The organism is Streptomyces nodosus (assembly GCF_008704995.1).
Lineage (GTDB): Bacteria > Actinomycetota > Actinomycetes > Streptomycetales > Streptomycetaceae > Streptomyces > Streptomyces nodosus.
Genome location: NZ_CP023747.1, coordinates 446,148 through 463,860 on the forward strand (window position 1 = coordinate 446,148; position 17,713 = coordinate 463,860).

Here is a 17,713-nt window from a genome sequence, read left to right on the forward strand (position 1 = left end):
GCAGCTCCCCTCCATCGGCAACCTGTGAAGTGAACGCCGGACGGCGGGCCATGTCCGCGGTGAGGCCACTGACGTGACCGCGCCGGCGGCAGTCCTCAGGGCCGTCCCCGGTACGCATGACACTCCACGCTCCTGCGCATGGACACGCGGTGCTGATGACGCTTCCGGGCCATGGTCACGGCGCTCCGTTCTCGGGATGCCGGTGACAGGCGCGGGCGGGTTCAATGAAAGGAGACCACCACCTGTGCAGGGGGTGAGGCGTACGAGTACGAAGCCTGTGCCCGATGTGGCCGGGCGGCCACCGGACGACGGCGCGGCGCTGATGCTGGACAGCTACGGGACGGTGCTGGCGTGCACGCCGGGCGTCGGTGAGCTGCTCGGCGCGCAGGGCAAGGATCTGATCGGCAGGCCGCTCACCGACTTTCTCGCCGCCGGGTCGGGCCGCGGGATGCTCTCGCGCGACGGCCGGGCGATGCTTCGCCGCAGTGGCGGCCCGGCGGTGAAAGTGCGCCTGAAGGTGCTGCCGCTGGGCGGCGGTCTGGGGGCTCAGTGTCTGGTGTGGGCGGTGCCGGAGGCGGTGGCCACGGAGCGGGAGCAGGACCAGGAGCTGGTGCGCGCACTGTCCGGGCAGACCGCGATCGGGCTGGTGCTGCACGACCCGGATCTGCGGATCGTGCGAAGCAACCACCCTCCGGGTGCCGTCGGTCGGCCCGCCGACGCCGGCGCCGGACCGCCGGGGGCCGCCCTGGACGAGGTGCTGGTCCCGCAGGACGCCGGGGCCGTCGAGAAGCAGTTGCGGTGGGTCGCGCAGACCGGGGTGCCGGTGACCGACCAGGTGCTCCGGGCCCGCTACCGCACGGCTCCCGAGCAGGAGCGCATCATCTCCCTGTCGGCGCTGCGGCTGGAGGACCGCGACGGCCGCTGCACCGGCGTCGCGGTCCTCTTCCGTGACGTCACCGAACGCCACCAGGCGCAACGCCGGCAGGCTCTGGTCGACGGGGCCGAGAAGCTGCTGCTGGGTCCGCTGGACATCGTCGCCACCGCCGAGGGGCTGGCCAGGGTGCTGGTACCCGAGTACGGGGATCTGGCGGCGATCGACCTGGCGGAGGCGGCGCTGCTGGGTGAGGAACCCGGTGACTTCACCCTCGGGGAGCCGCTGCGGCGGGCCGCAGTGGCCGGTTCCTGGCCGGCCGAGCTGCTGCCGGCCGGGGCCTTGCTGCGGGTCCGGGGTCCGGGGCGCGAGCCGGTCTACCATCGCCACGCGGTGGCCGTGCCGGATCTGTCCGAGCTGCGGGCCGCGCTGGCCGACGACGCCGAGGGATGTCGCCAGGTGCTGCCGGACGCGGCGACATCGCTGCTGATCATGCCACTGCAGGCTCGCGGGCGGCTGCTGGGCGCGGCGGTGCTGTGGCGGTGTGGCACCCGGGCGCGTTTCGGCCGGGACGATGCGACGCTGGGGGCCCAGATCGGCGCCCGGGCCGCGTTCAGTCTGGACAACGCCAGGCGTTACACCCGCGAGCGCCGTACTGCCGAGATCCTGCAGCGGAGCCTGCTGCCGCAAGCAGACGTCCAGGTCAGCGCGGCGGACGCGGCCGGGACCTATGTGCCGGCCAACACCGCGACGGGGATCGGCGGGACCTGGTTCGACGTGATCCCACTGTCCTCGTGCCGGGTGGCGTTCGTGGTGGGCGACGTGCCGGGGCACGGCGTGGAGGCGGCGGCGGCCATGGGGCAGTTGCGCACCGCCATACAGACCCTGTCCGACATGGACCTGCCTCCTGACGAACTGCTGACCCACCTCGACGACCTGGTCACCCGGCTGTCGCAGGCAGGGCGGGCGGCGTCGGTCCCGCCCGCGGGGCGCAGGCTCGGCAGCGTCCTCGGCGCCACCTGCGTCTACGCGGTGCACGACCCGATCACCGGACTGTGCACGATCGCCAGCGCCGGTCACCCGCCGCCGGTGCTGTCCGTCCCCGGACAGCCGGCCTGCTTCGCGCAGGTCAAGCCGGGACCGCCGCTGGGGGTGGGCGGCCCGCCGTTCGAGTCGGTGGAACAGGTGATGGAGCCGGGGATGCTGCTGGCCTTCTACACCGACAAGCTGCTGGCCCATCGCGAGGACGGCACCGAGGAGCGAATGCGGCAGCTCCGCGACCAGGTGCAGGCCGCCGCGCGTGAGGACCGGTCACCGGCGCAGACCGGGCACGCTGTGCTGCGGCAACTGCTGCCCCAGGCAGCCGAGCACGAGGTGGCCCTGCTGGTCGCCCGGCTGTACGGCCTGCCCCTGGGGTCCACCGCCGCCTGGGAGTTCCCGGCCGACCCGGAGGCGGTGAGCCGAGCGAGGGACGCGGTCACCATCCAGCTGGCCGCCTGGCAGCTGGACGAACTCGCGTTCACCACCGAGCTGGTCGTCAGCGAGCTGGTGACCAACTCCATCCGCTACGCGGGCGGCCCGGTGGGCCTGCGGCTGATCAGGGACAAGACGCTGATCTGCGAGATCTCCGACCCGAGCCAGACTCAGCCGCGGCTGCGCAGGGCCCTGCTGACCGACGAAGGAGGCCGCGGGCTGTTCCTCGTCGCACAACTCGCACAGCGCTGGGGAAGTCGCTACACCAGCCACGGCAAGGCCATCTGGGCAGAGCAGCAGCTGCCCGCCCGCTGACTCCAGCCCCGCTTCAGGGCGGTGAGTACGTGCTCCAACTCATTTGGCATGACGCCGATGAGGACAACGCCTTCAGACGAGGTGCACTCAACGATCGTGGACCGACCGTTGATCTCGTGACCAATGCCCAGTCAATGTCCGTGGTCGCTGAGGAGTTGCACGCCTACGATCCACTCCATGCGCAGTGTGTTCGTGTTCCCTGCGGGTGAGCGTGCCGAGGCCGTCGCGTCGCTCGATCGGCATCTGCCCGGGCAGCGCGATCCCTGGACTCTGGAGGGCGACCTCTACCTCGAGGTCGACGATGAGCAGACCGGCCGCCTCTTCTCCGACTGGGATCCCGACGACGTGACGGCCCTCGAAGCGGCCGTCGGGCATCGCCCCGCCTGGGCAGTGCAGATTGACATCTCCGGACGGATCGACGGCACCACAGAGGTTCACCAACTGGTCGAGCTGTTGCTAGAGCACGGAGGCGTGGCGACCGACGACTGTTCCGGCCACCCCTGGACCTTGCAAGAGATCAGGTCTGGAGCACTCGACAACGGCCTACGCTTCTTCGACTTTCGCGCGTACCACGAGCTCAACCGCGAGTAAGAACGGCGGTCAGGATGGCTGGACTTGGTCGAAGAGGGCGAGGGCTTCGGCGGGGTCCGGGCTCACCAGGCGTTCCAGGCCGGCCATCGTCATCTTCGCCCATTGGCCGGCCCGTGCCCACATCTGTTCCTCGAAGGCGAGGACGGCCTCGTCCAGATCTCCAGGGCCGGTGGCGATGGACTCGGCGAGTTCGGCGCCTTCCAGCATCGCGAGGTTCGCGCCCGCCCCCAACGGGGGCATCAGATGGGCGGCGTCGCCCAGGAGCGTCACCCCGGGGACGTGGGTCCAGGTGTGGGACACGGGCAACACGAAGAGGGGGCGGTGGACGAAGGCGGTGCCGTGCCGGAGGAGGCCGAGGACGGGGGCAGCCCAGCCGTCGAACCGAGCCAGCAGGCTCGAGCGCACGGCCTCGACGTCGGTCAGATCCAGGTTCGTGTGCCAGTCCAGCGGCGCGCGGAGCTGAACGTACACCTTGACGTGGCCGCCGCTGTTGCGCTGGGCGACAAGAGCTCGGTTCACGCCGTACACGGCCATGGAACCGTCGCCGATCAACCGGGCGAGGTCAGGGTGGCGGGTGTCGACATCGTCGAGGGAGGTCTCGACCAAGGTGACGCCGGTGTAGTGCGGCGTCACCGACGAGACCGCAGGGCGGACCCGGGACCAGGCGCCGTCCGCGCCGACCACGAGGTCGAAGGCCTCCTGCCGCCCGTCCGCGAAATGGACCAGTGCGCCGTCCCGGGTCCCCGGTAGCACCTGTGCCACTCCCCGACCCCACTGGACATCGAGGGGGCCGAGCAGCAGGTCACGGAGTTGCCCGCGGTCGATCTCGGGATGGGCCCGGTCGTCCGGACGGGGTCGCCAGTCGCGAAGGACGGTCCCGTGCGGGTCCAGGATGCGCATGGCCTGCCCCTCGGGGCGGGACAGCGCCTGGAACTCCGCCAGCAGCCCCGCCTTGTCCAGCGCGCGTTGGCCCAGCCCTTCGTGCAGGTCCAGCGTGCCGCCAGGGGGGCGGGCGTCAGGAGCGGGATCGCGTTCGAGGACGGTGACGGGGTAGCCATGGCGGTGCAGGACACGGGCGAGGGTAAGGCCCGCAGGGCCGCTTCCGACCACGGCGATACGATGTCTCATGTCGATACACTGTATTTGCTCAATACGATGCATCGCAACAGAACGGTGTGACCGTAACGGTGTGGGACCGGCGCGAGCCGGCTGTCGGCTCACTGAGCCCGCAGGCCAGGGCCGACTTGCCGCGGCGACCGTATTTCTCGGTCAGGCCCGCTACATGAAGCGTCGGCGGGAGGTCTTCGTCCGGCATGTCCCCAGCCTGGAGTTCCACGCTGTTCCCGGCACCGGCCCGAAGCAAGGTCCGCGCAGTCCGTGACCGTACTTCCGACCGGTTTCCCGACCCCGGGACCGCCGCGAAGCCCGCAGCGTCGACGGCGTATGCGCGACGCTGCGGTCCCCGCCCTCCGGCCTCAGGCCATGCCGCGCTCACTCGGTGCCGGGGCGACAGCTGGGCCGAGGTGACTGAGGCGTCGCGCGTCGCGTTCGTGGCGCCCGGTCATCCCTCCCCGTCCGCGCCCTTCAGACGCAGTGCGGAGATCAGAAAGAAGACGCCACCCAGGAACGCATAGCCCGCGAGGCCCCCCAGGGAGGCGTTCTCCTTGCCGGCCTGGACGACGAACGACGTGCCCGCCACGGCAGAGATGGCCCCGCTGGCAATCATCGGCCACTGCCCTCCCAGTCGGCGGCGGACCGCCCCTACGGCCAGTTGCACGAGTCCAGCGGTGATCGCCCACAGTCCCCACACCCGCAGGACGGCCGGGATACCGGACGTGACGGCGACCGCCAGGCCTATGCCCGCCAGCGAGCTGATCACGATGTTGGTGTACAGGCCGGTGACCGCGCCGCCCTTCGTCCTTGCGGTACGGACATCGACGATGGCGGCGGTCACATCGAACAGGGGGTAGATCACCAGAAGCGCCACGCTCGGCGGACGCAGCGCCGAGGCCGTCGCGAACAGCAGGGCCGCCCATACGGCGGCGAAGGCGAAGCGGGCGAAGTACAGCTTGCGCAGAGCCAAAGAGGCCGTGACGGTGCGAGCTTCCAGGGTTTTCACGGGTGTGCCTTTCGGGCGCGGTGGAGTAGCGCAATCCATGAGGGAGAACGTTCGGTCTGCTTCACACTCAAGACGACCGGCCGCGTCACTGTCAAGACCGAACGTTCTCCCTCAGGGGCTTGGTATGCTGATCCGCATGAGTGGGAGCACAGAAGGCGGCAGCACCTCCGAGGCGCGGTCGCGTCTGCTCGGCAAGGCGACCGAGATCTTCTACTCGGAGGGGATCCACTCCGTCGGCATCGACCGGATCACCTCGGAGGCGCAGGTGACCCGCGCCACGCTGTACCGGCACTTCTCCGGCAAGGAAAGCCTCATCCTCGCCTACCTCGACCAGGTCGACCGGGCGATCCGTGGGCAGGTGGACGCCATCGCCCGAGCGGGCGGACGACCCCCGGCCGATCGAGTCCGTGACGTCGCCCGGTCCATCGTGGAGGGCATCCGGTCACCCGGGTTCCGCGGATGCGCGTTCCTCAACGCGGTGGCCGAGTATCCCGATCGCGACCACCCCGTCCACCGGGCGGTACTCGCCCACCGTCAGTGGTTCCTGGACACCGTCACCGACCTGCTCGCGCAGACCGGCGACGCACCCGCCGAGGCCGCCGGCCGGCAGTTCGTCATGCTCAGAGACGGCGCGATGGCGGCCGGCTGCCTCTTCGATCCGCAGCTGATCTCCGAGACGTTCCTGGACGGCGTCGAGGGAATCCTGCGGGCCCGCACCGCCCCCGAGCCCGCGTAGGGCCCGGCCGCCCCGGACCTCGATCCGAGACCTGAGGCCTGACTACGCGTCGGGGCTCAGCCGAGGACGTCATCCTCAGCATGCGCCCGGTCCTGTGCGACCGGACAGAGGCGGGTGAGCAGGTCCCGTCGGCCGGTGGCGGACATGCCGAGCCGACCAGCGCGTTCGAGATCGATCAGACCGCTGAGCAGACCGAGGACGGCACGGGGCGGTCCGTCCAGGACGAGGTCCGGGTCGGTGGCGCGGCCGAGCCTGGTGTGGACCCGGCCGTTCCGCAGCTCGATGACGGCCGACTCGCCGGACGCGACGAGTTGGATGACCACGGGCGGGGCGTCCGGCTCGTCGTCGGTGGTGAACCACGCCGGGGCGTAGGCCAGCCACTGCGCCCGGAAGGCGTCGTCCGGCCGTTCCTCGGCCATGAACCGGAGCCCCCACAGCCCGAGCGCCTTCAGGACCGGCTCCAGTTCCAGACCGGACTCGGTCAGTCGGTAGAGAACGGCGCCGGCGGCCGGGGCGCGCAGGATGTAGCCGTCCGTGGTGAACGTGGTCAGGATCAGTACCTGCGGTGGGTCAAGACGCCGGCGCAGGACCTCGGTGGTGGCCAGTCCGTCCATCCGCGGCATGCGGATGTCCATCAGTACGAGGTCGGGGCGATGCCGGTCGACCAGGTCCATGACCTCGGTGCCGTCGGCGGCCTCGGAGCACTTCGGGGCTGCTTCGTCGAGCCGTCGTCGGGTTCGTCGTGCGGCCCGACGCTGAGCGGCCGCCTTCAACGCCCCGCCCCTATCGGGGAATCGGCGCGTTCCCAAGGCCGTGAGGGCTCCCGTCAGCCGGAAGGCTCGCTGTCCGGTCCCTCTGCAGGGGGACCGGGCGGGGGCGGACGGCACTTGAGGACGACGCGGCGCCCGTCTGTCGGACGACATCGCTCCGTTTCCGGAACCCCCCGTCCCCGGGGGCGTCTTGACGGTTGTCGTGATCAACAACGAGCGGTCCGGAGGTGGGCGTATGCCGGGTCGGGCAGACCAGGCGGCAGTCGGAGTCGTGGCAGCAGCGGAGGAAGGCGGCCGGGCGAAGGCGTCGGCCGCGGAGTACCAGGGGGCGCTGGGGTCCCTGTCGGTCAACGCGCCTTTGCCGGACGTCCTCGCCCGGGGGCTGGAGGAACTGCGGGCCGCCGAGGAGGCCGGTGATCTGCGGGAGACGGCGCGTTGCGGACTCGCGGTCGCCGAGGCGTACCGGCGGCTGGGGCGGACGGCGGAGGCCGACCGGGCGTGGAAGGCCAGCTATCGCGCCGCCCGCGCGGCGAACCATGCGGGGGCGATGGCATGGGCGTTGTGGAGCGGCGGCACCCTGGCCCGGCAGCGGGGCGCGTTCCGGCTGGCGTACCGGCTGCTGCGGCTGGCGGCCGAGTGGGGTGAGCAGGGCGGTGATGTCGTCGTACGCGGGTATTCGCTGGCCGGGCTCGCGGAGACGGGGCGTATCCAGGGTGACTACGCGGCGGTGGAGGAACTGCACGAGCAACTGCTGGCCGAAGCTCGACGACGGGGTGAGGCCCGGCACACGGTGTGGGCGCTGGAGGGGATCGCGCAGATGCACCGGAACAACGGTGCCTACGACCGGGCCCTGACTTTGTTCGAGGAGGCCGCCGGGATCGCCGAGCGGGCCGAGGACATGCGCGGCTGGGCGTGGGCGCTGCGGGGCATGGCCGATGTGGTCTCCGTGCGTGACGGGAAGGTGGAGTACGCCCTGTCACTGCTGTCCCGGGCCGAGGATGCCTGTACGGCGATGAACCTTCGCGGTGCCCTGGCCTTCAACCACAAGATGCGCGGCAACGTCCTGTACCGGGCGGGGCGTTACGAGGAGGCCCGTGAGTGGTACGCGCGGGCTTTAAAGGAGTTCGGCGACATGACGGAGCCGCGGGGCACGGCGCTGTCCCGGCTCGGGCTCACCAAAACGCTTGCCCGGCTCGGGCGTGGGTCCGCGCAGACGGAGGCGGATCTTGTGGAGCTGCGGGGTCTGCTGGCGGGCATAGGGCTGCGTCACGCACGGGAGATGGTGGAGAAGGCCGCCGCCGAACTGGGTGTGGGACCTTTGCCCGAGGAGCGGGGGCGTGCGGGGGCGGCGGGATTCTCCGCATCGCGTGCGGAGGCGCTTGCGGTGGCCGATGTGGCGGGTCTGCGGTGAGCGGCGCGTTGCGGGCGCCGGCCGCCCGCGCCTCGGGTACCGCGACCGTAGGGCCGGTGCGGGTGGCTGTGCCGCCCGGCAAGGGCGCGGGGCCGGCTTCCGCGGTGGCGGGGTCTGCGGTGGAAGTGCTGGCGCGTTGCCGGGAGTTGGTACGTCCAGGGCTGGTGGAGGCGGTCGGGCGGCTCGACCCGTGGACCGGTGAGATGGCGGCGTACGCCCTGGGCTGGCGCGACACGAACGGCGATCCCGATCCTGCGGCGTCCGAGGGGAAGGGGTTACGGCAGGCCCTCGCCGTGCTCTCGGCCGAGGCGGTCGGCGCGGACGGGAAGGTGGCGGGGCCCGCGGCGGTCGCCGTGGAACTGGTGCACGCCTTCTCCCTGGTGCACGACGACATCATGGACGGCGACCCGGTACGACGCCGGCGCGCCGCGGTGTGGCGCTCCTACGGCGTCGGGCCCGCGGTGCTGGCCGGGGACGCCCTGCACGCCCTCGCCGTGCGCAGCCTCGCCGAGACGCCGGGAGACCGGGCGCCCTCGGCGGTACGGCGGCTGTGTCTGGCCCTCACCCTGCTGGTACGGGGCCAGGCCGACGATCTGCGCTTCGAGTCCCTGCCCTGGAGCGGTCCCACCGCGGTGGGACCGGCAGGCTACCGGGTCATGGTCGAGCACAAGACCGGCTCCCTCCTCGGGTGCGCCGCCGCACTCGGCGCCGAACTGGGCGAAGCCCCCGCGGAGACGGTCACGGCACTCGACCGGGCCGGCCGGCACCTGGGGATCGCCTTCCAGATCGTGGACGACCTGCTCGGCATCTGGGGCGATCCGCAGGTGACCGGCAAACCCGTCCACAGTGATCTGCGGCAACGGAAGAAGACTTATCCGGTACTCGCCGCGCTCACCGGGAACGGCCCGGCCGCCCGTGAACTGGCCGTACTGCTGGAGGGTACCGAGCCGTTGGAAGGGGCGGCCGCGTCCCGGGCGGCCCTGCTCGTCGACGAGGCCGGCGGGCGGGCCGCGGCTCGTGCGGAGGCGCGGGAGCAACTGAACGCGGCCCGGGCCTGCCTGGACGGCATACGGCTGGACCCGGTGGCGGTACGGGAGTTGGAGCTACTTGTCGGTTTCCTCCTCGACCGCACATCGTGAGAGCGGTTCGCCGACCGGTCCGGGACCGTACCTGACCCGATGGTTCTTCGGCTGCTCGGTGACGGTGTGGTCGCGGGTCGGGAGCGGGGTGCCGTTCACCTTCAGCACGATGTCCTTGCGGAACCGCTTGCGCGGGTGGAGCGCGAGCGGCGCCGCGAGGTGGCCGGTGCCGCGGTCGGCGGCCGACCTCGACACCCCGAAGAGCGGCGTCGGCCGCCGCAGGGTGCGGCTCGTGCGCCGGTATCCGGCGTCCGGCAGGTCACGGTCTCCCCATGGCAGGCTCCAGGGCCGGCTCGCGAGTCGGGGGACTCGGGCGTGCGCCCGCCGCCGTACGGGAAACCGCGGTTCCCCTCTTCGGGACCGGTCGACGGCGGCGGGGTGCGGCTCGTCGGCGGCACGCGTCGGCAGTACGGTTCAGACCGCCCGCAGAACGCCGGGACGGCGGCCGGTGAGGCGGTCAAGTGCGGCGGCGCTCGCGCCGTCGGCCGACAGGTGGACGACGAGTTGCTGGTCGTCGTCGGCGGGCAGGCCGAGCGTTTCGTACGCCAACAGTACTTCTCCCACCTGCGGATGGACCGTGCGCACCATCGCGTTCGCCCGTGGCAACCCCGGCAGCGTCCGCAGGCGGGCGGCGAACGGTTCCCCGGAGGACACCGTCAACTCGTCCATCAGCGCACTGACATGGACGTCGGTCTGCCCCGGCCCCTGTTTGAGGGCAGCGACCTGCTCGTCGGCGACCCCGTCCCAGTCCGGGTACACGGTGCGCGCACGCCTGTACGGTCCACGCGGACCTCCTGTGCGGGGGCGTCGACGGCACCGTGGGGCCCGACCGCCCTCGGGCGCGGTCAGGACGTCGGACGCATGTCCGCGCCGTAGACGGTGCGGTAGTCGGGGACGACGACGCGCGCCACGGGGGACTCGCGGCGGACCTGCGCGATGAAAGCCTCGACGTCCGCCGACGGGTCGGGGCTCGGCGGCAGGTCCAGCGACCTCTCGAAGTCGTCCCGGTGCACGGGCACCACGACGCCGGGGTCGCCGAGCGCTCGCAGCAGCCGGGGGACGTAGCGGTGCGTCGAGGCACTGGCCGGTACGGCGACCATCGCCAGGTCCCCCGGGCGCAGTCCTCGCGCCGCGTGCTCGCTGAAGTCGCTGGCGCCCATGGAGAAGGCCGAGGGCCCCTCGCTGCCCGCGGTCACCTGGAAGGCGAGGGTGTCGCCCTCGGGGGCCACACCCCGGGGACGCGGCCGGGGTGATCACCGATGGGGGACGAGCGCGCGCGGCGGTGGCCGCTCAACCGCCGGGAGAGCCGGTTAGATTGACACCCTCTCGGCTTTCACATGACGGGTGGTGCCGGGGCCCACCGGGGTGTCCCCGCGCAGTGTGATGCGGTGCATGACGCGGTGCTGGTCGCCGTAGTCGCGGTTGGCGTAGTGGGACGTGCTCCGGTTGTCCCACAGGGCGACGTCCCCGGGCCGCCAGCGATGGCGTACGACGTGTTCGGGCTTGGTGAGATGGGCGTAGAGGATGTCGAGGATGCCCCGGCTCTCGTGCTCCGAGACGCCGACGATGTGCGAGGTGAAGCCGGGGTTCACGAACAGGCCCTTGCGTCCGCTCTCGGGATGTACCCGCACGACCGGGTGCTCCACCGGCTTCAGCTCGGTGAACACCTCGCCTTCCCATAGATTGCCTCGGCCCTGTCGGCGCTGGGCCAGGTAGTAGCCGAACTCGCGGGTGCCGTCGTGGACGGCGGTGAGGGTGTCGAGGTGCGTCCGCAGGCCCGGTGACAGTGACTCGTAGGCGAGCTGGCTGTCGGCCCAGTTGGTGTCGCCGCCGCTGGGCGGCAGCACCACGGCCCGCAGCACCGAGATCGCCGGCGGCCGCTCCACGAACGTCACATCCGTGTGCCACACATCGGCGAATCCGTTGTCCTGGCTGTCCAGGGAGTACACCTCGGGGGCCACGTCGCCGGAGTCATGGACCGGGTGTCCCACGGTGACCTCGCCCAGCCGCCGGCCGAACTCGATCTGCGCGGCGTCGTCGAACCCGTCCTGGCCGCGGACGAAGAGCACCTTGTATCTGACGAGTGCCTCCCGGAGCGCGAGGACCTGTTCGTCGTCGAGGCTGCCGAGGTCGATGCCGTGGATCTCGGCGCCGAAGCGCGGGCCGAGCTCGGTGATCGGCAGCCGTGTCAGTGTCGGCTGGTCTCCGAAGATGCTCATGTGGGTGTCCTTTCTCAGTCCGTCCTACGGGTGTCAGGCTGCGGCGGCGGTCTTCACGGCGTGGGCGACCCGCACCCGCAGTTCGTTGAACTCCCTTGACTCGCGCAGCTCGTCGGCGTCGACGTCGTCGCGCGGCAGGGTGATCGGCAGTTCCAGTGCCACGGTCCCGGGGCCCTTGGTCAGTACGACGACTCGGGAGCCGAGGAACACCGCCTCGTCGGCCGAGTGCGTCACGAACACCGTGGTCCGCCCGGTCTGCGCGGTCACCCGGCGGAGGTCCTCCTGAAGCCGTTCCCGGGTCAGCGCGTCCAGCGCGGCGAACGGCTCGTCGAGCAGGAACAGCGGGTTCTCGGCGGCCAGCGCCCGGGCTATGGCAACACGCTGCTGCTGGCCACCGGAGATCTCCCAGATGCGCCGTTCCGCGGTGCCCTCCAGACCGACCCGCGCCAGCAACTCGGCGCGCCGCGTGGGCCTTTGGGCCCAGTCGACGCCCGCGTACCGCAGCGCCAGGTCGAGGTTGCCCCGCACGGTCCGCCACGGGAACAGCCGCGGTGTCTGGAACACGACCCCGGCCGACTTGCCGGGCCGTGGTGCGGTGCCGGACACCCGCACCGAGCCGTGGGTGGGCTGCTCGAATCCGGCGATCAGCCGCAGCAGGGTGCTCTTGCCGCAGCCGGAGGCGCCCACCAGGACGAGGAACTCACCGGGCCGGACGGTCAGATCGACGGGGCCGACGGCGGTGACGCCGCCGTACGCATGAGTGACGTGCTCGATCCGGATGGAAGCGGACTGCGAGGTCCGGGGGTCCTCGGCTGTCTTCGTGATCTCACTTGAGGACATCGGAAAGCCCCTCAAGATAGAACGCCTTACGGACGACAGCCGCGGACGGCGCGGTGTCGATCTGTCTCTGATCGGCCAGGAACCGGGCCGTGTCAGTGACGTAGGTCAGCAATCTGCCCGGGTCGGAGTCGGATCCGGTGCCCAGCCAATCCGCGGAGGCCACCTGCTGCGGGGTGAGAAACACCCCTTGCGCGAGCTGCGCCTTGGCGTCCGCCTCGCTGATGTTCAGTTCGGACGAGACGGCCTTGACCGAGCCGTCGGGGTCGGACTTCAGCAGCCGCAACGCCTCAGCCTCTGCCTTGCGCCAGGCGTCGATCGCCTGCGGATCCCGGGAGATCAGTTCGTCCGACACTACGGCCAGGTCGAGGGTGGGCTTCCCGGCCGCACCGATCTCCTTGCTGCTGGTCACCTGCGTTCCGGTCTTGCGGAGTTCGTCGAGAGTGGGCAGCCAGACGTACGCGGCGTCGATGTCACCGCGCTGCCACGCGGCGAGAATCGGCTGCGGCTGGAGGTCGACGAGCTGGACGTCGGCCGGCTTGAGGCCCGCCTTCTCCAGCGCCGCCAGCAGGCTGTAGTGCGAGGTGGACGCGAACGGGGTGGCGATCTTCTTCCCCTTGAGACCTGCCACATCGGTTATCCCGGTGCCCTTGCGTGCCACGAGCGCCTCGTTCTCGCCTGCCACGTCCAGGATCCACGCGACCTTGTACGGGATGGGCGAACTCCCGGACACCCCACGGGCGAACGGGCTCGACCCCAGGGCGGCGATGTCGAGGGAGTTGCCGATGAAGGCCTGGTTGACGCCTGCTCCGGAGTCGAACTTGATCCACGAGATCTTGTGGTCCGGCAAGGCCTTCTCCAGCAGCCTCTTGTGCTTCACGATCAGGTCGCCGCTGGGAAAGGCGAAGTATCCGATGCGGAGTCTCCTGGAGCCGTCGGACGAGGACCCCTCGCTGCCGGAGGAGCAGCCGGTGACGGCGGCGGAGGCGGCGGCGAGGGCACCCGCGAGCAGCAGGCGGCGGGAGGGACGGGACATGGCGGGGCCGTTTCTGTGTGAGGGCAGGGGGTGCGGTTATGCGCGACCGCGCCACGGAACGACCGTACGTTCCAGCCGCAGCAGCAGTGCGTCGATGACCAGGCCGGAGACACCGATGGCGATGATGCCGACGAGCACCACGGGAGTGTTGTTGTAGTTGGCGGCGTCCTTCACCATGCCGCCGATGCCGGGCAGCCCGTTGACCAGTTCGGCGGCGACGAGGGAGGAGTAGGCGACGCCGACCGCCAGCCGGACACCGGTGAGCGTCTCCGGCAGCGCGGACGGCACGATGACGTCCCTGACCACGTCCCATCGCGACCCGCCGAGCGCGCGGGCCGCCTCGACCAGGCTCGTCGGTACGGCGGCCACGGCGGTCGTGGTGGACACGGCCACCGGCGGGAAGGCGGCCACCGCGAGCAGCGTGATCTTCGGCTCCTCGTCGATGCCCAGCCAGATGATGAGGAGCGAGAAATACGCCAGCGGTGGCAGCGTCCGCAGGAAGGTGATCCAGGGCTCGAACAACGAGCGCACCCAGCCGACGGTGCCCATGAGCAGTCCGAAGACCAGCCCGGCGGCGATGCCGATCCCGGCGCCGAGCGCGATGCGCCGCAGGCTGATACCCAGGTGCTCGATGAGCGTGGTGCCGTTGTAGCCCCGTACGCCGTGGTGCGTCGTGGACAGGTCGACGAACGCGTCCCACACCTTCGTGGGCGGCGGAACCAGCGTCTCGCTCCACGCTCCGCTCGCCGCCAGCGCCTGCCACAGGAGGAGAAACAGCAGAAGCGAGCCGAGTGGCAGGGCGACATGGGCGACGCGTTCCGGGACGCGGGAACGACGCCGTACGGAAGGTCTGTCAGTTGTCGGGGTGGTGGGATCGGTTTCTGGCACGGAGGGTGTCGTGGACACGGGGCAGGCTCCAGAAGGCACCGGGAGACGAGCAGTTGGGGTCGGCAAAGGCCGGACAGCCCAGAGGAAGCACCCAAGGGTGCGACAGGAGACGGCGCCGTCGAAAGACGACACCGGCTGGTGGGGCGCGTCAGCGACGCGGGATCAAGCGATCAGCGATCAGCGACAACACGAAGCCGGGCGTCGGCACAGGTCGATGACCAGGCGTCGCACCAAAGGCTTGTGATTCATGGGGCTGTTATACAGCAGCCGCCGTTCTCCACCAAGAGCCGTCCACTTTCTGGAACCTGGATTCAAGGCAAGCTTGCTGTCGAAGTGACGGTGACGACCGTGATGCCCGTCAGCACTTGTCGTCGACGAGTTCGTCGAAGTCCTTGGTGCTCATGGCCCGGCCGTCGGCCCAGACCTGGCCCGGCCGGAGGGAGGCGAGGTCATCGGCGGTGAAGTAGACATGTGCCATGTAACCGCCGGACCCGTGGAAGGCCAGCGCATAGGTCCGTCCGGGCAGCAGTGCCTGTCTGCCGAAGGTTTGCACGCGCCATTCGGGTGGTGGGAAGAAGATCGGGAAGACGACACCTCCACGGTTTGTCGCTCCCCATGCCTCCCATCCGCTGTCGTCTTCGAGCGCGGCTTCGCCTTCTTCAGGTGTCCAGCTCCCCAGACGCATCCCAGAAAGCGTCTCGCCCCCGTCACACGGCCGTAGTTCGGCCACCGACTGCCTGTGGCCCCCGTTTCGCACCGCCACGAGCGGCAGGTCGGGAGGGCTGCACCCACTCACCATGGTGAGACCCAACGCCAGGCACACCGCCCCGCCCACACGTCTCATTCCGGCTCCCCCTCGGATGCTGACCTCTAGGGTTGGGTCTGCCTGGGGAGGAGTCGAGTTCCGTACGATCTCGGTTCGGACTCGTGTGCGGGCCGGGCGCACTCCTAGAGCCTTGCGACGAAGTCGGGCTCTGTCGTGTCGGTAAGCCGCGGGTCAGCACTTCCACCGGTCGCGGAAAGGACACCCCTGAGCATCCGGACGAGCTTGAGCAGACCGCTCGGCCTGCGCCTGTCCACCCCCGCGACCAATTGCTTGAGAACGCTCAGCTGATCGAAGTAGATCCGCTCGGTCACGAGGTTCTCGTTCTCGTCGAAGATGAAGTACGCGTTCATGCGCGTGCGATGAGTGGCGCCGGTCGGCGGGATCTTACCGAGGGGGCCGAGGTGTGTGCCCAGAAGCCAGAACTCCACAATGACGGCGTCGACGCTATGACGGAACGCGATGATTTCGTGACGTTGATCAGGAAACGCGACGCGCGTTTCGTCGTAGTACGCGCGCACTTCGGCATCGCCGTCGTGTACCTGCATCGATGCGATGAGTTCGTAGTGCGGGTGCGGAAAAGTGGACAGAGTGGCGTCCCAGTCCTGTGCGACCTCGTCACGGAAGTGGTCGAGAACGAGCTTCTCCCGGGCCCGAAGCACGGACTCATCGGGAAGTATGAACCGATTCACGGTGGTCACTCTCCGCCTCGCATTGATCAGAACATGGGGGCTAAACGTTAGTTCATTTACAGGTCCCCCTGAGTGCCCGTCAGCTGACGTCGGCAATGACGCCACGCCTGGCACGATGAGATTCAACGCCGGACGACACCAGTGGTGAAGTGGTGTGGCTCACACGCTCGTTGCCGTGACTCGGGCTCCCGGTGGTCAGCTCTGCAGGTCGATGAGGATCTTCCCCGCATGTCCGGCTGCCGGGTTTGTCAGGTGACCCGTGAGGTCGCTGAGCCCGACGCGTTTTCCGACGGCCGTGCGCAGGCGTCCGTGGCGCAGCCCCTCGAAGACCGGTGCGAACAGCCCGGACAGGTGCTGCCCGCCGTCCTTGTGGACGGTGTCACGCAGACGGAAGAGCTCCACCCGTACGTCCCTCCGGCCGGTGAGGCACTCCACCGAGAGCGGCGTTCCCGACAGCAGGCCGTAGTGGACGAACACGCCGTCGGCGGCCGTCAGCGTGAACACCTCCTCGCCTACGCCGCCACCGACACAGTCGAAGGCCACGTCGACCCCTTCAGGACCGATCACTGCCCGCAGCCGTTCGCGCCACCCGGGCTCGTTGGTCCGGATCACGGCCCGCCACCGGGACGGCTCGGCCACCCTCCGCCCCGGCGTTCCCCGCACGACCCCGACGGGTGTGACACCACGATCGGTCAGGAGTTCCGCCAGGTGCCGGGCGATGGCCGATGTCGCCGCTGTGACCACCACATTCCGCACGCCCGGTGGGCAGAACCGCTCGATCATCGTCACGGCCGTCAAGGGGTTGATGTAGGCGAAGCAGGCCACCTCATCGGGAAGGTCGTCCGGTACAGGAACACACCAGGAGTAGTGGAGTCGCTTGTACTGCTGCCAGGCCCCGGGGGACCCCAGCGGCAGGACTCGCCGGCCCACTGCCGCAGCAGGCACCCCCGGACCGGCAGCGTCGATCACACCGACGCCCTCGAACCCCGGGACCATGGGAAACGACGTCCGCGACCCGTAGGCACCCGAGACAGTGACCTCGTCCGACGGGTTGACGGTCGACGCGACCATACGCACCACGACCTCACCCCTACCGGGAGCCGCAGGCCCGTCCACATCACGTAGGGCCAGGACCTCGGCGAGTGGTCCGGGCGAATCGGCAACAGCTGCCAGCATCCACAGCCTCCCTACCGTGCACCCGCCGTCAAGACACCTCATCCTACGAGCGGACTTCGACGGCACGAACTCGGCGGCCGGGGCTCGACCGGGTCAGGCGGCGGAGGGTCGGGTCTCGGTCCAGTCGACCATCAGTCTGCGTACCGCGAACAGCCACCCGCCGTCCTGCTTGACGAGTTCGTCGAGATAGCGGATAGAGGCGATCATCAGCCTACGCTGCCCGTCCTCACCCACCGACAGGTGATGCGCCAGGCAATAGCTCTCGGCCGTCGCCCGGGCTCCGTCCAGCGAGACCGTGCTCTGCCCGTTGAAGTGAGTGGTGGTCTCGTACGTGTTCAGATTGTCGAAGACCGGGGCCAGCGAGTCGCGGCCGTGCAGCTCCTGAGTCGGCTCGGCAGCCGTGGCGTCCATGAACACGAGGAAGCGGGTGTCGGGGGTGAAGAGCGCCATCTGGCCCTTCGCGTCGCGGCGGTCCGCGCAATGGGCGTAGGCGTCGATCAGTTCACGGATGGCCAGCCGGTCGGCGGCTTCCTGGGGGGAGACAGCGGAATGAGAAGCCATGTCGTTCTTCCTCAGGTGATTGTGTGACGAGTGCATACATGGGTCGTGTCGCCGTG

The 17,713-nt window shown here is 70.1% G+C and carries 17 protein-coding genes and 2 pseudogenes; 5 read left to right on the forward strand and 14 right to left on the reverse strand.

Going from position 1 to position 17,713, the window contains the following annotated elements:
• Positions 1–277: 277 nt before the first annotated feature.
• On the forward strand, positions 278–2,659 hold the full coding sequence (locus tag CP978_RS02340; RefSeq protein ID WP_043437132.1) for a SpoIIE family protein phosphatase: 2,382 nt from the start codon (positions 278–280) through the stop codon (positions 2,657–2,659).
• Positions 2,660–2,836: 177 nt separating this feature from the next.
• The gene (locus tag CP978_RS02345) at positions 2,837–3,250 is read left to right on the forward strand and encodes a hypothetical protein (RefSeq protein WP_052453947.1); all 414 of its coding nucleotides are present in this window, start codon (positions 2,837–2,839) and stop codon (positions 3,248–3,250) included.
• A gap of 9 nt (positions 3,251–3,259) precedes the next feature.
• Here the strand turns inward: CP978_RS02345 and CP978_RS02350 are convergent, their stop codons facing one another.
• Together CP978_RS02350 and CP978_RS02355 are read right to left on the reverse strand one after the other, a co-directional pair.
• Positions 3,260–4,378 carry an FAD-dependent oxidoreductase gene (locus tag CP978_RS02350; protein WP_043437134.1) on the reverse strand — a complete coding sequence of 373 codons (1,119 nt, stop codon included), beginning with the start codon at positions 4,376–4,378 and terminating at the stop codon, positions 3,260–3,262.
• A 433-nt stretch (positions 4,379–4,811) separates the two neighbouring features.
• The gene (locus CP978_RS02355) at positions 4,812–5,408 is read right to left on the reverse strand and encodes a hypothetical protein (protein WP_376697903.1); all 597 of its coding nucleotides are present in this window, start codon (positions 5,406–5,408) and stop codon (positions 4,812–4,814) included.
• A gap of 97 nt (positions 5,409–5,505) precedes the next feature.
• On the opposite strand from CP978_RS02355, the gene CP978_RS02360 reads away from it, so the two are divergent.
• The gene (locus tag CP978_RS02360) at positions 5,506–6,105 is read left to right on the forward strand and encodes a TetR/AcrR family transcriptional regulator (RefSeq protein ID WP_043447940.1); all 600 of its coding nucleotides are present in this window, start codon (positions 5,506–5,508) and stop codon (positions 6,103–6,105) included.
• A 56-nt stretch (positions 6,106–6,161) separates the two neighbouring features.
• Here CP978_RS02360 and CP978_RS02365 read toward each other — a convergent pair whose 3' ends face one another.
• Positions 6,162–6,878: a response regulator gene (locus CP978_RS02365; protein ID WP_079161965.1), complete on the reverse strand. Its 717-nt coding sequence runs from the start codon at positions 6,876–6,878 to the stop codon at positions 6,162–6,164.
• A 232-nt stretch (positions 6,879–7,110) separates the two neighbouring features.
• On the opposite strand from CP978_RS02365, the gene CP978_RS02370 reads away from it, so the two are divergent.
• A complete protein-coding gene (locus CP978_RS02370) occupies positions 7,111–8,286 on the forward strand; it encodes a tetratricopeptide repeat protein (RefSeq protein ID WP_052453949.1) in 1,176 nt (391 codons plus the stop codon).
• A gap of 56 nt (positions 8,287–8,342) precedes the next feature.
• On the forward strand, positions 8,343–9,425 hold the full coding sequence (locus CP978_RS02375; RefSeq protein ID WP_376697904.1) for a polyprenyl synthetase family protein: 1,083 nt from the start codon (positions 8,343–8,345) through the stop codon (positions 9,423–9,425).
• A gap of 36 nt (positions 9,426–9,461) precedes the next feature.
• Here the strand turns inward: CP978_RS02375 and CP978_RS35450 are convergent.
• The 11 genes and pseudogenes from CP978_RS35450 to CP978_RS02430 form a co-directional block, all read right to left on the reverse strand.
• Positions 9,462–9,719 (reverse strand): annotated as a pseudogene (locus CP978_RS35450) (IS5/IS1182 family transposase); the annotation flags it as partial.
• Between the two features lie 120 nt (positions 9,720–9,839).
• The gene (locus CP978_RS02385) at positions 9,840–10,184 is read right to left on the reverse strand and encodes an MmyB family transcriptional regulator (RefSeq protein WP_227745297.1); all 345 of its coding nucleotides are present in this window, start codon (positions 10,182–10,184) and stop codon (positions 9,840–9,842) included.
• 86 nt (positions 10,185–10,270) lie between these two features.
• Positions 10,271–10,651, reverse strand: a pseudogene (locus tag CP978_RS02390) (MBL fold metallo-hydrolase); the annotation flags it as partial.
• An 84-nt stretch (positions 10,652–10,735) separates the two neighbouring features.
• A complete protein-coding gene (locus CP978_RS02395) occupies positions 10,736–11,644 on the reverse strand; it encodes a TauD/TfdA dioxygenase family protein (protein WP_043437136.1) in 909 nt (302 codons plus the stop codon).
• Between the two features lie 33 nt (positions 11,645–11,677).
• Positions 11,678–12,484: an ABC transporter ATP-binding protein gene (locus CP978_RS02400; protein ID WP_043437138.1), complete on the reverse strand. Its 807-nt coding sequence runs from the start codon at positions 12,482–12,484 to the stop codon at positions 11,678–11,680.
• Positions 12,471–13,517: a taurine ABC transporter substrate-binding protein gene (locus CP978_RS02405; RefSeq protein WP_043437140.1), complete on the reverse strand. Its 1,047-nt coding sequence runs from the start codon at positions 13,515–13,517 to the stop codon at positions 12,471–12,473. The genes CP978_RS02400 and CP978_RS02405 overlap by 14 nt, the downstream gene beginning before the upstream one ends.
• Before the next feature lie 36 nt (positions 13,518–13,553).
• Positions 13,554–14,315, reverse strand: coding sequence for an ABC transporter permease (locus tag CP978_RS02410; protein ID WP_043447951.1), 762 nt, complete (start codon positions 14,313–14,315; stop codon positions 13,554–13,556).
• 448 nt (positions 14,316–14,763) lie between these two features.
• On the reverse strand, positions 14,764–14,958 hold the full coding sequence (locus CP978_RS02415) for a hypothetical protein (RefSeq protein WP_052453951.1): 195 nt from the start codon (positions 14,956–14,958) through the stop codon (positions 14,764–14,766).
• Positions 14,959–15,353: 395 nt separating this feature from the next.
• Positions 15,354–15,920 carry an ester cyclase gene (locus tag CP978_RS02420; protein WP_043447952.1) on the reverse strand — a complete coding sequence of 189 codons (567 nt, stop codon included), beginning with the start codon at positions 15,918–15,920 and terminating at the stop codon, positions 15,354–15,356.
• 195 nt (positions 15,921–16,115) lie between these two features.
• A complete protein-coding gene (locus tag CP978_RS02425; RefSeq protein ID WP_043437144.1) occupies positions 16,116–17,096 on the reverse strand; it encodes a zinc-dependent alcohol dehydrogenase family protein in 981 nt (326 codons plus the stop codon).
• Positions 17,097–17,189: 93 nt separating this feature from the next.
• Positions 17,190–17,657, reverse strand: coding sequence for a nuclear transport factor 2 family protein (locus CP978_RS02430; RefSeq protein WP_052453952.1), 468 nt, complete (start codon positions 17,655–17,657; stop codon positions 17,190–17,192).
• Between the last annotated feature and the right edge of the window lie 56 nt (positions 17,658–17,713).